The organism is Streptomyces sp. NBC_00459 (assembly GCF_036013955.1).
GTDB lineage: Bacteria > Actinomycetota > Actinomycetes > Streptomycetales > Streptomycetaceae > Streptomyces.
Genome location: NZ_CP107903.1, coordinates 1,497,215 through 1,512,420, shown reverse-complemented (window position 1 = coordinate 1,512,420; position 15,206 = coordinate 1,497,215). Strand labels below are relative to the sequence as shown.

The window sequence follows — 15,206 nt, the reverse complement described above, 5'->3', positions numbered from 1 at the left end:
AGTCCCGCCATGTACGAGCTGTCCCGGGTCCGCCTCTACTCCATCGGTCCTGCCGGTGCGCGCTACGCCGACACCGTGCTTGACCTGCGGGGTGTCGGCGAGCCGGTGCCCGACCCCGCGCCCACCCAGGCGGAGTTCTTCGAGGACGAGCCCGTCGGACCGCCGCGTCGGCCCGCGCCGGCGGGCGTGCTCTTCCTGGAGAACGGCGGCGGCAAGTCCGTACTCCTCAAGCTGATCTTCTCCGTGATGCTGCCGGGCCACCGCAACACGCTCGGTGGCGCCAGTTCCGGCGTGCTGCGGAAGTTCCTGCTCGCCGACGACTGCGGCCATGTGGTCCTGGAGTGGCAGCACACGCTCACCGGCGAGCTGGTGGTGGTCGGCAAGGCGAGCGAGTGGCGGGGGCGGCAGGTCTCCAACGATCCGCGGAAGTTCGCCGAGGCCTGGTACTCCTTCCGGCCCGGTCCGGGACTGAGCCTCGACAACCTTCCCGTCGCGGAGTCCACCGCCGTACGGCCGCCGGTGGAGGGTGCCTCCGGTGCCCAGGGGCGGCGGCGGACGATGAAGGGCTTCCGGGACGCGATCACCGAGGCGGGCAAGGCGTATCCGCATCTCGAAGTGCACTGGGAGGAGATCCACGACCGCTGGATCGAGCATCTGGGGGAGCTGGGTCTCGACCCCGAACTCTTCCGCTACCAGCGGGAGATGAACGCCGACGAGGGTGAGGCCGCCGGCCTCTTCGCGGTCAAGAAGGACTCCGACTTCACCGACCTGCTGCTGCGCGCGGTCACCGACACCCGGGACACGGACGGGCTCGCCGACCTGGTCGGCGGCTTCGGCAACAAGCTGGGGCGACGGTCCGAACTGATCGCCGAACGGGACTTCACCGCCGGGTCCGTGGACCTGCTCGGCCGGATCGTCGAGGCCGCGGAGACACGTTCCCGCGCGCGGGACGTCCACGCGGGTGCGGAGCGGCGTACGCGCACCCTCGCCCGCCGGCTGTCCGCGCGGGGCGTCCAGGAACGCGTCCGGGCCGGCGATCTCGCCCAGCGGGTCACCGCCGCGGCCTATGCCGTCACCCATTCCGAGGGCGGCCGGGAGCGCAGCGCGCTGATCGCCGCCGAACTCGCCTTCCGGCACGCCTCGCTGGCACTCGCGGCGGCGGAGAAGACGGCAGCCGCGCAGAAGCGCGAACTGGCCGACGCGCGCACCATGCACTCCGCCTGGCAGGCCGCCGAGGTCGTCCTGCGGCACCGCGCCGCCGCCGACCGCTCCGCGCGCGTGGCCGTCGCGATCCGCGAGGCCGAACGGGACGCGGCCCCGGCGCTCGCCGCCCGCGCCAAGGCGGCCGTCGACCTCGTACGGGCGCTGCACTCGGCCGCGGAAGGCGCTGAGGCGCTCGCCAACGAGGAGGAGGAGCGGTCCGCCGCCCTTCAGGAGGTCAGCGAGGTCGCCCACCGGGACTCGACCGGCGCGGCCACCGAGGCGCAGCGCGCCCGCAGTGAGGTCGGGCATCTGCGGCAGCGGCTGAGCGAGGTCGAGCAGGAGACCGCCGAGGCCGTGCGCGCGGGCTGGCTCGACGACAGCGCCCCCGACGCGGATCCGGCACGGGCCGCACTCGCCGCAAGCGACGCCGAGAAGACGGCCGTCGAGGCCTGGGACACCACCCGTGAGGCCTCCCGGCGGGCTTCCGAGCACGCGCGTGAGGCGGCGTCCGCAGAATCCCGCGCAGAGCTGACGGCGGCCCGCGCGGCGGATGCCGCCACGGCGGCCGAGCGGGCGTACGACGCCGAGCGGCGCATCGCCGAGGCCCTCGCGGCGGAGGAACGGCTCGCCGAACTGCTGAGCCTGCCGTCCGCCGGTGGTGCGCGGCAGCGAGCCCGGGCCGCGCTGCCGCACCAGCAGGGCGCGAGCGAGGGCGAGGACAGCGGCGCCGGAGGAAAGGCCGTCCCCCGGGCCGCCGACGAAGGTCCCCTGACCTCCGAGGAGCTGGACCGCTTCGCCGACGAACTCCGTGAACTGCTCGACGATGGGGTCACCTCCGCCGAGCGGCAGCTCTTCGAGCTGCGGACAGGTGCGGCCGACGACGCCCGGATCCTCGGCGCGCTCGGTGACGGCGGACTGCTGCCGCCCGGCCCCGACGTGCTGGCCACCGTCGAGTTCCTCGGCGAACACGGCATTCCCGCGCTGCCCGGCTGGCGCTATCTCGCCCAGGCCGTCGACCCCGCCGACCACGCGCGCGTGCTGGCCGCCCGCCCCGAACTCGTCGACGGCGTCATCATCACCGACCCCGGCACGCACGCGCGTGCCCGCGAGACCCTTGCCGAGGCGGCCCTGCTGCCCCGGTCGGCCGTGGCGGTCGGTACGGCAGCCGCCCTGCTCGCCCCCACTCCGGCCCCGGGACCGGGCGACGGCGACGTGTTCCTCGTACCGCCGAACCCGGCCATGCACGACGAGCACGCCGCCGACGAGGAACGACAGGCGCTACGGGCCCGGGCGGGTGAGCGGGAGGAGGAGATCCGCACGCTCGCGGCCCGGCTCGGGAAGGACCGGGAACTGGCCGCGCGCCTCACGTCCTGGCGTACGGGCTGTCCGGCCGGGCGGCTCGTCGAGCTGGCCCGGGCCGCGCACGACGCGCGCGCCTTCGCCGAGGAGACCGAGGCCGAGCTGGCCGAGGCGCGGACCGTACGGGCCGAGGCCGACGAGGTGGCGAGCGAGGCGTCCCGGGTGCGGGACGAGCGGCAGGAGTCCGCCCAGCGGGCCCGACGCGCCGCCGACGCGCTCGCCGGACTGGCGTACCGGCTGCGCGAACGTGCCGGATGGCAGGTCAAGGTGCGTGAACTGGCCGACGAGGCCGTCGAGTCGGAGGCCCGCGCACAGGCACTGCTGGAGCGTGCCCGGTCCGCCGACGAGGACCGGCGAGCCACCCAGCGCGCCGCCGACGACGCGCGCCGCACGGCCCGCGCCCTGCGCGCCGAGCGCGCGGAGATCGCGGGCGCCCCCGATGATGTACCGGAAGCCGACGAGGAGGCCGCCAAGTCGTCGCTGCCCGCTCTCCGAGAGGCCTACCGGGCGGCGTCCCAGCTGTACGAGAAGGTCGGCGTCGGAGCCGACCTGCGGGCCGAGCAGGCGCGGTCCGAGAGCGAGGAGAGCGCCGGTCGTGCGGAGCTGGACCGGCTGAGCAACAAGGTACGTACGCGCGCCGAGCAGATGTTGCAGTCGCCCGACGGATCCGACGGACCGTCCCGGCAGGCCGCCTCCGCGCGGGCCGAGGAACTCGTGCAGCTCCTGGAGACCCGGGTGTCCACGGCCAGCGAGCAGCTCGGGCGACTGCGCGGCGAGGCCGAGCGGCACGCGCCCGAGGACGGCGAGGCACACACCGAGCTGGCCGAGGAACTCGTCCCCCGCGACGCCGAGCACGCCCAGGCCCTGCTGCGCACCGCCACCGCCGAACTCGCTTCCCGGAGCGAGGCGTTGACCCGGGCCAGGGAGGCGCACGCCGAACTTCTCGGTTCCCACCGGGCGGCCGAGGACGCGGCCTCCGGGTTCGACGAGATCGCCGCGATGCTCCGCGACCTGATGCGCGAGCACGCGTCCGACGACGACCAGGAAGCCCCGGAGCCCTACCCCGGCAGCCCGGAGGAAGCACGTCAGTCGGCGGCCGAGGCCCGCCGTTCCCTGCGCGGCTTCGCCGCCGACCTGTCGGCAGCCGAGGGCGCCGTGCGCGAGGCGAGCGACATCCTCGTACGGCACGCCAACTCCACGCGCTACGAGGCGGTGCGCACACCCGCCCGCCAGCAGATCCGTGAACTGCCCGCGTCCTCGCTGCCCGAGCACGCGCAGAAGTGGGCCGACGCCTTCGCCCCCCGACTCCGGGTCCTGACCGACGAGTTGGCACAGCTGGAGCGGAACCGGGACTCGATCGTGGACCGGCTGCGCGGGCTGGTGGAGTCGGCGCTGGCCACCCTGCGGTCCGCGCAGCGGCTGTCCCGGCTGCCCGAGGGGCTCGGCGAGTGGTCCGGGCAGGAGTTCCTGCGCATCCGGTTCGAGGAGCCCGACCAGGCGACGCTCACCGAGCGGCTCGGTGAGGTCATCGACGAGGCGACCCGGGCGGCCGTGAAGAAGAACTCCGACCTGCGCCGGGACGGAATGTCCCTCCTCCTGAGGGGAGTCGGCGCCGCACTCCAGCCCAAGGGAATCGCCGTCGAGATCCTCAAGCCCGACGCCGTACTGCGCGCCGAGCGCGTGCCCGTCGGACAGATGGGAGACGTGTTCTCGGGCGGTCAGCTGCTCACCGCGGCCATCGCCCTGTACTGCACGATGGCCGCGCTGCGCAGCAATGACCGGGGCCGCGACAAGCACCGGCACGCCGGCACGCTGTTCCTCGACAACCCCATCGGGCGCGCCAACGCGACGTACCTGCTGGAGCTCCAGCGAGCCGTGTCCGACGCGCTGGGAGTCCAACTCCTCTACACCACCGGCCTGTTCGACACGACCGCGCTCGCCGAGTTCCCCCTGGTCATCCGCCTCCGCAACGACGCGGACCTCCGCGCGGGTCTGAAGTACATCCGCGTGGAGGAACACCTCCGGCCGGGGCTGCCTCAGCAGGCCCCGGCCGGGGAGGGGGACGCGGTGCACAGTGAGATCACGGCGACGCGAATGTTCAAACGCCCGACACAGCCAACTCCCTCAGGGGCAACCCCCTAGGGGCGCGGGGAACTGCGCGACCAGCCACAGTGGCGCCGCAGTTCCCCACTGTCCGCACCGCCCCTATGCGTCCCCCTTCAACAGGTCAGCGCACTTCTCCCCGATCATCATCGTCGTGATACACGGATTCACCGACACCAGATCAGGCATCACCGACCCGTCGGCAACCCGCAACCCGGAGACCCCCTTGACGCGCAGTCGCGCGTCCAGCGGTGCCGAGGCGTCATCGTCCGCGCCCATCTTCACCGTGCAGGCCGGGTGGTAGACGGTGTTGTGGGTCTTGTGGATGTAGTCCAGCAGCTCGTCGTCCGTCCGGACGTCCGGCCCGGGGGCCAGTTCCGCCCCCGCCCAGCCGCTCAGCGCGGGCTGCGCGGCGATCCGGCGTGCCAGCTTCAGCCCGTACGTCATCACCCGCGCGTCGTGCTCGTGCGTGAAGTACCGCGGATCGACCATCGGCTTGTCCCGGTAGTCGCGGGTGCGCAGCCGCACCGTGCCGCGTGACTTCGCCCGGGTCACGTTGGGGGTGAGGCAGAACGCGTTCTCCGAGGTCGGATAGCCCCAACGCGCCGTGTTCATGTCGAACGGCACCGAGCCGTAGTGGAACATCAGGTCGGGCCGGTCCAGGCCCGGTTCGGTGTCGTAGAAGATGCCCGCCTCCCACCACTGACTGGACGTCGTGGTCATCGGCTGCTTGGCGTCCCACATGATGACGCCCTCGGGGTGGTCCTGGAGGTTCTCGCCGACCCCCGCCGAGTCCACGACCACCTCGACGCCGACCTCGCGCAGTTGCTCGGCCGGTCCGATGCCGGACAGCATCAGCAGCTTCGGGGTGTCGATCGCACCGCACGACACGATGACCTCGCGGCGGGCCCGTACGGTCCTCGTGTGGATGAGATCCGGGTCGAGGTACTCGGCGCCCACACACCGGCGCCCGTTCAGCACGAGCTGCTTCGCGCGCACCCCCGTGCGTACCTCCAGGTTCGGCCGCCTGCCCATGACCGGGTGGAGATAGGCGACGGAGGACGACTGACGGATGTTGTTCTCGTCGGAGTTGATCTGGAACCAGTTGGCCCCGCGGACCACGGTGTCGCCGGTGTTGAAGGGCGTGGTCGGGATGCCCGCCTGTGCGCACGCCTCCAGCAGGGCGGCGCCGCACGGGTCCTCGCTCTTGAGCGTGCGGAGCTTCACCGGGCCGGTGCGGCCGTGGTGGTCGCCGGGGGCGTCGTTGGTCTCCAGGCGCCGGTAGAGGGGGAAGAGATCGGCCGCGCTCCAGCCCGTACAGCCGACCGCCGCCCAGTCGTCGAGATCCTCGGCCGGGGCCCAGAAGGCGATGCAGGAGTTGTGGGACGAGCAGCCGCCGAGCACCTTCGCACGGGCGTGCCGCATGAAGCTGTTGCCGCTGGACTGCGGCTCGACCGGGTAGTCCCAGTCGTAGCCGGAATCCAGCAGGCCCATCCAGCGCTCCAGTCTGAGGACGTCGTCGTCGCCGACGTCGCTCGGGCCCGCCTCCAGCACGCACACGGTGACGGACGGGTCCTCCGAGAGCCGGGCGGCCACCACGTTGCCCGCGGTGCCACCGCCCACCACCACATAGTCGAACACGTCGGTGTTCATGAGCGATTGGTCCAGGTGGGGCTGGTCCATGAGAGGTCGACCTCCTTCAGTCGGCCGCCGGTGCCGCGAGGGGAGCGGCCGGCGAGGCCGGGTTCTCTTCAAGTCGGTGTCCGGCCAGCACACCCGTCCGGTGTCGCTGGACGAACCAGTAGTAGGCGAAGCCGCCACCCGCGATGACCGCGACGAACAGCACGGCGCCCCACTGGAGGTACCAGTGGAAGGGGGCGGTGGCGTTGTAGACCGAGGCCCGCGGCCAGATCAGGTTGATGGTCATGGCGCCGCCCCAGATCACGGCCCCGATGTTGACGAGCAGCCCCCAGCGGCCCAGCGAGAACTTGCCGTCGCCGGCCGGCTGCCACTTGCCGCGCAGCCGTGCCACCAGCATGGGTCCGGTCACGCCCAGATAGGCGAGGTAGATCATGATGATGCCGATGCTGGTGACCACGGTGAAGATCTGCGGCTGGCGGATGTTGACCACCAGGATCGCCAGGGCCAGCACACCGACGATCACGGCGGGCAGCACCGGCGTCTGGAAGCGTGGGCTGACCTTCGCGAGGAGTGAGGAAGCGGGCAGGTTGTTGTCGCGGGCCATCGCGAACGCCAGCCGGATCGCCGCCGTGTGCACGGCCAGCGCGCAGACGGTGACCGCGATCAGCACGCACCACAGCATCGCCTTGCCGGCCGTCGGCCCGAGCACGTCGAGCACGACGTACTGCAGACCGTCCGTGGACAGCTCCTTGCCCTTGAGGCTGGAGACGCTCATCAGTGCGAGGAGGAGGATCAGACCGCCGAGGACGAAGGAGGCGACGATCGCCCGGATGATGGCGCGTGGCGCGTTCCGGGACGGGTCGCGGGACTCCTCACCGAGCGAGGCGGCGGTGTCGAAGCCGTACATGACGTACGCCGATGCCAGCGAGGCCACCAGGAACGCGCCGAGGTAGCCGGCTCCGTGGCCCGAGCCCGTGCCGTTCGTCTCCAGTACCACCTGCGGGCCGCGGGTGATGTGCACGGCGAACAGGACGATCAGTACGACCGTGGCGACGAGCTCGATGAAGACACCCGCCGTGTTGATCGTGGCCATCAGCTTGACGCCGAAGGCGTTCACCACGGTCGTGAACAGGATCAGCACGGTGGCCAGGATCACCGCGTTGGTCGCCACGTCGTACTTGCCGGTGCCGTCCCCGACGATCTGGAACACGTCGGAGATCTGCGGCAGCGTGAGCTGGTAGGCGAGGGCCACCGCCGCGATCGACACGATCGAGGCGATCAGCATCATCCAGCCGGCCAGCCAGCCCAGGTGCGGGTTGCCGATCTTCTTCGACCAGTTGTAGACCGAGCCCGCCACGGGGTAGCGGGCGGCCAGCTCCGCGAAACAGAGCGCGACCATGAACTGGCCGACGAACACCATCGGCCACGACCACCAGTAGGCGGGGCCGCCGCTGCCGTAGCCGAAGTAGAACAGCTGGAAGGTGCCGGTCAGGATCGAGATGTAGCTGATCCCGGCCGCGAAGGTGTGGAAGTTGCCGAGGGTGCGCTTGAGCTCGGGCTTGTATCCGAACTCGGCGAGTTCGGCGTCGTCCGTATGCCCTGGGCCTGTCGGCTGGTCGGTGGTTGCCATGAGCGGACTCCTTGGGGACCGGGGAGTGGGAGGGAGCGGCTCGTTGCGGGTGCCGGGATCAATGGGGGCGCACATTCAGGACGTAGACAAGGGGAATGACGCACAAATGACGTGGGCAGGGAGCACAAGGGGTGTCAGGCGAACCAGCCCTGCGGCGAAGGATCGGTGTTCCGGTAGATGTGCTTCGCCTCGCGGTACTCGGCGAGTCCCGACGGTCCGAGCTCGCGGCCGAAGCCGGACTGCTTGAAGCCGCCCCACTCCGCCTGGGGGACGTACGGGTGGTAGTCGTTGATCCACACCGTGCCGATCCGCAGCCGGGCCGCGACCCGCTGCGCCTTGGCCTGGTCGGTGGTGAAGACGCCGCCGGCGAGCCCGTACACCGTGTCGTTGGCGAGCCGGATCGCCTCCGCCTCGTCCGTGAACCGCTCCACGGTGAGCACCGGACCGAACGACTCCTCCTGTACGACGGTCATCCGGGCATCGCACTCGTCGAGGACCGTCGGCGGGTAGTAGAAGCCCTCGTCGAGCCCTTCGGGACGTGCCCCGCCGCACCGCAGCACGGCACCCTCGGCCAGGCCCTGGGCGACATACGCCTCGACCTTCGCGCGATGCGCCTCGGAGATCAGCGGGCCGGTCTGGGCCTCTTCGTCGAACGGGCCGCCGAGCCGGATCAGTTGGGCCCGCCGGACGACCTCGTCGACGAACCGGTCGTGCAGGGGGTCCTCCACCAGCAGCCGGGCCCCGGCCGAGCAGACCTGCCCGGAGTGCAGGAACACGGCGGTGAGCGCCATGTCGACGGCCGTGTCGAAGTCGGCGTCGGCGAACACGATGTTGGGGTTCTTGCCGCCGAGTTCGAGAGCGACCTTCTTCACGGTTCCGGCCGCGGCGGCCATGAGCCGGCGGCCGGTCTGGAGTCCGCCCGTGAAGGAGAGGAGGTCGACGTCAGGGTGGTCGCCGAGCGGCGCGCCCGCCTCGGGACCGGCGCCGAGGACGAGGTTGGCCACGCCTGCCGGCAGTCCGGCCTCGTCCAGGAGCCGCATCAGGTGGATCGCGGTGTGCGGGGTCAGCTCGCTCGGCTTGAGGACGAAGGTGTTCCCGGCCGCCAGCGCCGGGGCGACCTTCCACGCGGTCTGGAGGAGCGGATAGTTCCATGGGGTGATCAGCGCGCAGACACCGACCGGCTCGTAGACGACCCGGCTGTCCACGCTCGGTGAGCCGGTGTCGATGACACGTCCGGTCTCGTTCGCCGCCAGCCGGCCGAAGTAACGGAAGCAGTTGACGATGTCGTCGATGTCGTACGCGCTCTCCACCAGTCGTTTCCCGGTGTCGAGGGACTCCGCGCGGGCCAGCTCGTCCTTGTCGCGGACCATGAGGTCGGCGACCCGCAGCAGCAGGTCGCCGCGCTCGGCGGCCGGCGTACCCGGCCAGGGGCCCTCGTCGAAGGCGCGGCGGGCGGCGCTGATGGCCTCCACCGTGTCCTTGCCGCCCGCTTCGTCGACGACACCGACCAGGGAGCCGTCGGCAGGGCAACGGATCTCGCGGGTGCGCTCGTCGAGCGCGGATCTCCAGGTACCGCCGATGAAGAGTTCGGGCATGTTCTCGTTCCTCCTGGTCGGCGCCGTGCTGAAGACGCCCTTCCGGTTGTGCGCCTTTCCGGCCGAAGATGGTTCATGCTGAATGTGATCTTCGACACAGCCGATTGAGTGCTCGGCGGCGCGCCGCGGCCGGGGAGGGTTCCGCCTGCGAACCCCTCGTCCGGCACCCAGCACACCACCGTTCCGGTGCGTCCGCGATGCCATCGGAGGTCGTAAATGGCCGCGATGGTCGGAAATGTGTTCGATCAACTGCTCGGGGGTACGTCACGGGTTCCGTCGGACGGGTGGTGAGACGAAACCCGCAGGGGGAGCCGAAGCGCCCGGGAGCGGCGTTCGCCATGGCGGCCATGGCGGCCAAGGCGGCGTCGGACCGGCGTGGTGGCGGTGGTGGCGGAGGATGACGCGATGCCCTGCGGCCGGCCGCCCGCGCTCATTCGTACGGCCCAGCCCGGCCGAGCCCCACCTCGGTGGGTGCCCGGCTGTGACTGGTCCTCCCCGAACGCGCGGGGCTGTTCATGGCCCAGGGTGTGCGCTTGTGAGGGTCCTGACCGTCCAGGGTCCTCAGAGGTGCGACAGCTGCCCGGACCCGCCGCCCTGCCTGCGTATGCGCTCCTGGGTCCGGGTGGTGGCCCGAGCGATTCGTCGCGCCTTGCGGCGCTCGCGTCGCAGCGCCCGCGCCGTGCTGCTGGGGGTCGACACCACGCCGTTGCGCTGGCGCCAGACCTGGCGCGTCACCCACACGTCGAGTGCGGCCCAAGTGGCCACCACCGTGCTGGCCACACTGCTGATCACCATCGGGAAAGCCAGCCAGGAACCGGCCAGCGTGGACAGGAAGGCCACCATCGCCTGGATCAGCGTGACCGAGATGATGAGCACCGCCCGCACCGCCGCCGTACGCACCGGGTCGGGCAGCCGGCGCCGACGCGCGGGCTCCTCGACCCACAGCTGTCGGTAGGAGGGCTGTGCCTCCGCCCTGACCGGCGTGGGGAGTTGCTTCACGGGGTTGGAGGTGGAGGACGGTCCGGTGTCGTCACCGCCACCGCCCACGTCCTGGCCCGTGCTGATACTCCTGACGCTCCTGGGCACCTCCAAGGGTGCCGCAACCGCAACGCCGTTCCCGAGCGCTTCGCGTCGTTCCGCCGTGCCCATCACGTGTCACTCCCCACCGCCCAGCAGACCGCCCGTCCCGATGTCGGTGACACCGGCTCCCCAGTGGTTGCCCGGCTTACGCTGTTTTACGCGGCCTGGACGCGGGATGCGGACCCTGCTGACGGTTCCGCCACCCATCTCCTGTGTACAAAGACGATCGGCATGTCTCGAAGATTCCCGTCGAAAGCAAAAATCCAGCCAAACAGCCAAGTTGGCCGACGGTTGTCGTCGCGAGGTCGATGCCCGATTCCAGGAGGCAATCTCCCGTAATGATCGGACAACTCGCCATGTCTCGCCCTGAGCACGGTAGTTCAACCCTCAGACAGGTCTTCGAGTTATCTGTGGGTCAGTAGTAGGCTCACGCCGATTATTGACGCACATGTGTACCCCCGCGTCGACGGGGGCGAGCTGGGGGAGGCCATGCGCTTTCGCGGGAAGTCCATCCGCCGGAAGATCGTGGCGCTGCTTCTCGTGCCGCTGGTGTCCCTCACCGCGATCTGGGGCTTCGCCACCGTGCTCACGGGGCGTGAGGCGGCCGAGTTGTTCAATGTGTCGTCGATCGTGGAGAAGGTCAGCTACCCCACTGAGGACGCTGTACGCGTACTTCAGCAGGAGCGGCGCCAGACCCTCGTCTATCTCGCCGATCCCCGTGCCTCCGATGCGCTGGCGGCCCTTCGGCGCAGTCGCACCGCGACCGACGACGTCATCGACAAGATCCGCGCCAACGCCGACAAGTCCAGCGTGCGCAACTCGATCAGCGACAGCGACAGCGAGCGGCTCACCGCCGTCCTGGAGGCGTTCGACGGCATCGGTCCGCTGCGCCGCAGCGTCGAGGAAGGCACCGTCACCCGGATCCAGGCCCTGAACCTCTACAACAACCTGGTCGACCCCTGTTACGTGCTGCTCGGTAACCTGCACATCATCGACAACCTGGAGATGGACAAGCAGGCCCGCGCCCTCGTCAACACCGCCCGGGCCCGCGAACTCCTCTCCCGCGAGGACGCCCTGCTCGGCTCGGCCCTGGTCGTCGGCACACTCACCCGCGACGAATCCCGTGACATCTCCGACCTCGTGGCGCAGCGCGCCGTCATGTACGACGTCAGCCTGCCGATGCTCCCGCTCACGGACCGCGCACGCTACGAGCGGTTCTGGAAGAACGCCTCCACCGCGCCCCTCCGGGTGGCCGAACAGGCCGCCATCGGCGCCGAGTCGGGCAAGCCGCGCGGTGTCACGGCGAAGAGCTGGGACACCACCGCCGGCGACGTCCTCGACGACCTCCGCAAACTCAACGACGAGTCGGGCGACCGCTATCAGGACCGGGTCCGTCCGGTCGTGATGGGCGTCATCGTCAAGGCCGTCGTCGCCGGCGTCCTCGGACTGGTCGCCCTGCTGGTCTCGCTCTTCCTGTCCGTACGCATCGGCCGCGCGCTCATCCGCGACCTGCGCCAACTCCGCCTGGAGGCCCACGAGGCGTCCGGCGTCCGGCTGCCCAGCGTGATGCGCCGTCTGTCGGCCGGTGAACAGGTCGACGTGGAGACCGAGGTCCCGCGTCTGGAGTACGACAGGAACGAGATCGGCGAGGTCGGTCAGGCCCTCAACACCCTGCAGCGCGCTGCCGTCGAGGCCGCCGTCAAACAGGCCGAGCTCCGCTCCGGAGTCTCGGAGGTCTTCGTCAACCTCGCCCGGCGCAGCCAGGTCCTGCTGCACAAGCAGCTCACCCTGCTCGACACCATGGAACGCCGGACCGAGGACACCGACGAACTCGCCGACCTGTTCCGGCTGGACCACCTGACCACCCGTATGCGCCGGCACGCCGAAGGCCTGGTGATCCTCTCCGGAGCGGCCCCCTCCCGGCAGTGGCGCAAACCCGTCCAGCTGATGGACGTCGTACGTGCCGCCGTCGCCGAGGTCGAGGACTACGAGCGCATCGAGGTCCGCAGGCTGCCGCGGATGGCCGTCACCGGCCCGGCCGTCGCCGACCTGACCCACCTCGTGGCCGAACTCCTGGAGAACGCCACGGTGTTCTCGCCCCCGCACACGGCCATCCAGGTTCTGGGTGAACGTGTCGCCAACGGCTTCACCCTGGAGATCCACGACCGGGGCCTGGGCATGGCGGCCGAAGCCCTTCTCGACGCCAACCTGCGGCTCGCCGAGACACCGGAGTTCGAACTGTCCGACACGGACCGGCTCGGCCTGTTCGTCGTCAGCCGGCTCGCCCAGCGGCAGAACGTCCGGGTCTCCCTCCAGCCGTCCCCGTACGGTGGCACCACGGCCGTCGTCTTCGTCCCCGACGCACTTCTCACCGACGACATCCCGGACACCAACGGCATCGGCTTCCGCCTCGACCGCGCCCAGCCCTCCAAGGAGGCCGAGTTCGAGGGGAGCCGCAGGGCCGCGCTCTCCCCGGCCCCCGTGCGCCTCCCCGGTCTGCCCGCCTCGCTCATCGACGGCCCGGTCGAACTGGAGGCGCCGGTCGACCTGGACGCCCTCAACGACATTCCCGGCTCCTTCGGTGACAAGGACAGCGAACACGGCGCACTTTCCCGGCCGCACCGCTCGATACCCGGAGCGACGGGCGAAACGGGCGACCTGCCCGGCGAGCAGCACCAGCAGCCCACCGGAAGCTGGCGCGCGCCCGCCCCCGACGGCCCGGTCGGTCGGCCGGGAGATCCCGTGACGCTGCCGCGCCGCCGCACCCCGAAGCTGGTCAGCTCCCACGGCCGTCCGGTCACCGAACAGCAGCCCCGGCGCCACCCGTCGGCGACGGACGAACATCCCGCGGAAGGTGTGGGTTCGACGGACCCCGACACGCTGGCTCCGCTCCCGGCCCGCCGCCGGGGCGAGACGCCGATCCGTCGCGAGACAGAGCCGGGCGACGGCTTCGGCGACCGCACGGAGTCTTCGGTGAGGCGCTGGGAGGGCAGAGGGGAAACCGTCGGCCGGGGGCTCGACGACCGTACGGAGTCAGCGGGCTCCAGGGGCTTCACCGACCGCACGGAACTGTCTGCCTCGCGCTTCGGAGACCGATCCGTCGGCGGCCGTCCCGACGCGCCCGCCCGTGGCGCCGGCGGGCGGACGGAATCGGGCCTGGGCGACCTCGGTGACCTTTCGCCGGAAGCCCCGGGACTCCCGCAGCGTGACCGGCGCGGCGGCTCCGGCGGGACTGCCTCCCGCCCGGGTGCGGCGGCCGACCCCGCCTCGTCCGGTACGGCAGGGTTGCCCCGCCGCGTACGACAGGCCAATCTGGCCCCGCAGTTGAGGGACGGCCCGGAGCGGCGTGCCGAACGGACGAAGCCGCGTTCCCAGGACGGGGCCGACCCCTTCGACCGCGACGCCGACGAGGTCCGCAGCCGCATGGCCTCGCTGCAGCGCGGCTGGCAGCGCGGTCGTGACGAGAACGCCGAGGGCGACAGCGCCCAGGACGGCACAGCGCAAGGAACGAGTAAGGGGGACGGTCGATGACCGCACCAAAGACGACCGGCCAGACCGCGAGCGACAAGGCGTCGGGGGAGCTCAACTGGCTCCTCGACGACCTTGTCGACCGGGTCGCCAGTATCCGCAGAGCGCTCGTACTCTCCGGTGACGGACTGCCCACCGGGGTCTCCAAGGACCTCAGCCGGGAGGACAGCGAGCACCTGGCCGCCGTCGCCTCCGGATTCCACAGCCTCGCCAAGGGCGTGGGGCGTCACTTCGACGCGGGCAGCGTCCGCCAGACGGTCGTCGAACTCGACGACGCGTTCCTGTTCGTGACGGCGGCCGGCGACGGCAGCTGCCTGGCCGTGCTCTCGGACGCGGACTCGGACGTGGGTCAGGTCGCCTACGAGATGACTCTCCTGGTGAAGCGTGTCGGTGTGCATCTGGCATCTGCTCCGCGCACCGATCTGCCCGCAGGCGGGTAGTGGGATGACATGAGCGGAGACGGCCAACCCAGAAGCCACTGGTTCGACGACGAGGCCGGACCGGTCGTCCGTCCGTACGCCATGACGCGAGGCCGCACCAGCCATTCGGCCCAGCACCGCCTGGACCTGATCGCGGTGGTCGTCACGGAGGCGCACGCGGACGACCCGGAAGCGGATCGCACGCTGTCCCCGGAACACGTGGACATCGTCGAACTCTGTCGTGACGCACCCCAGTCGGTCGCCGAACTCGCTGCCGAACTCAATCTCCCCATCGGTGTGGTGCGGGTCCTCATCGGGGACCTCGTGGACGAGGAGATGGTCCATGTGACGCGTCCCGTACCCCCCGCCGAACTGGTGGACGAGAATATTCTGCGCGACGTCATCAGCGGCCTCCGGGCACTCTGAGCAGCGCGGAAGCGGGAGAGAGACGTGACAGGCCGGCAGTTCTGGGTCGATGAAGGCGGGACCTTCACCGACATCGTCGCGCGTCGCCCGGACGGCGGCCCGCTCACCCCGACTCCGCGGCGATTCCCGGAAGCCCGCCGAGGCCGTCCGCACGGCCGTGGAAACCCCAGGCGGCGGGGGCCGAGACCCACCGCCGACCGACCCCGAACAAGCAGGAGAAGA

At 71.0% G+C, this 15,206-nt stretch carries 8 protein-coding genes; 4 read left to right on the top strand and 4 right to left on the bottom strand.

Annotated elements, in window-relative coordinates; genetic code table 11:
• Nucleotides 1-9 precede the first annotated feature (9 nt).
• Nucleotides 10-4,704: a hypothetical protein gene (locus OHN74_RS06440; RefSeq protein ID WP_327693569.1), complete on the top strand. Its 4,695-nt coding sequence runs from the start codon at nucleotides 10-12 to the stop codon at nucleotides 4,702-4,704.
• Between the two features lie 63 nt (nucleotides 4,705-4,767).
• Here the strand turns inward: OHN74_RS06440 and OHN74_RS06435 are convergent, their stop codons facing one another.
• From OHN74_RS06435 to OHN74_RS06420, 4 genes are all read right to left on the bottom strand, one after another.
• Nucleotides 4,768-6,318 carry a GMC family oxidoreductase gene (locus tag OHN74_RS06435; protein ID WP_327700015.1) on the bottom strand — a complete coding sequence of 517 codons (1,551 nt, stop codon included), beginning with the start codon at nucleotides 6,316-6,318 and terminating at the stop codon, nucleotides 4,768-4,770.
• Nucleotides 6,319-6,364: 46 nt separating this feature from the next.
• Nucleotides 6,365-7,936 carry an APC family permease gene (locus tag OHN74_RS06430; RefSeq protein ID WP_327693568.1) on the bottom strand — a complete coding sequence of 524 codons (1,572 nt, stop codon included), beginning with the start codon at nucleotides 7,934-7,936 and terminating at the stop codon, nucleotides 6,365-6,367.
• Between the two features lie 134 nt (nucleotides 7,937-8,070).
• Nucleotides 8,071-9,531, bottom strand: coding sequence for an aldehyde dehydrogenase family protein (locus OHN74_RS06425; RefSeq protein WP_327693567.1), 1,461 nt, complete (start codon nucleotides 9,529-9,531; stop codon nucleotides 8,071-8,073).
• A 561-nt stretch (nucleotides 9,532-10,092) separates the two neighbouring features.
• Nucleotides 10,093-10,680 carry a hypothetical protein gene (locus tag OHN74_RS06420; RefSeq protein WP_327700014.1) on the bottom strand — a complete coding sequence of 196 codons (588 nt, stop codon included), beginning with the start codon at nucleotides 10,678-10,680 and terminating at the stop codon, nucleotides 10,093-10,095.
• 420 nt (nucleotides 10,681-11,100) lie between these two features.
• Between OHN74_RS06420 and OHN74_RS06415 the strand changes: the two genes are divergently transcribed.
• Genes OHN74_RS06415 through OHN74_RS06405 form a run of 3 tightly spaced genes read left to right on the top strand, consistent with a single transcriptional unit; the run spans nucleotide 11,101 to nucleotide 14,984 of the window.
• Entirely contained in the window at nucleotides 11,101-14,142 is a 3,042-nt protein-coding gene (locus tag OHN74_RS06415) for a sensor histidine kinase (protein WP_327693566.1), read from the top strand.
• On the top strand, nucleotides 14,139-14,579 hold the full coding sequence (locus tag OHN74_RS06410; RefSeq protein WP_327693565.1) for a roadblock/LC7 domain-containing protein: 441 nt from the start codon (nucleotides 14,139-14,141) through the stop codon (nucleotides 14,577-14,579). The genes OHN74_RS06415 and OHN74_RS06410 overlap by 4 nt, the downstream gene beginning before the upstream one ends.
• Nucleotides 14,580-14,588: 9 nt before the next feature.
• Nucleotides 14,589-14,984, top strand: a complete 396-nt coding sequence (locus tag OHN74_RS06405) for a DUF742 domain-containing protein (protein ID WP_327693564.1) — start codon at nucleotides 14,589-14,591, stop codon at nucleotides 14,982-14,984.
• Nucleotides 14,985-15,206: the final 222 nt, after the last annotated feature.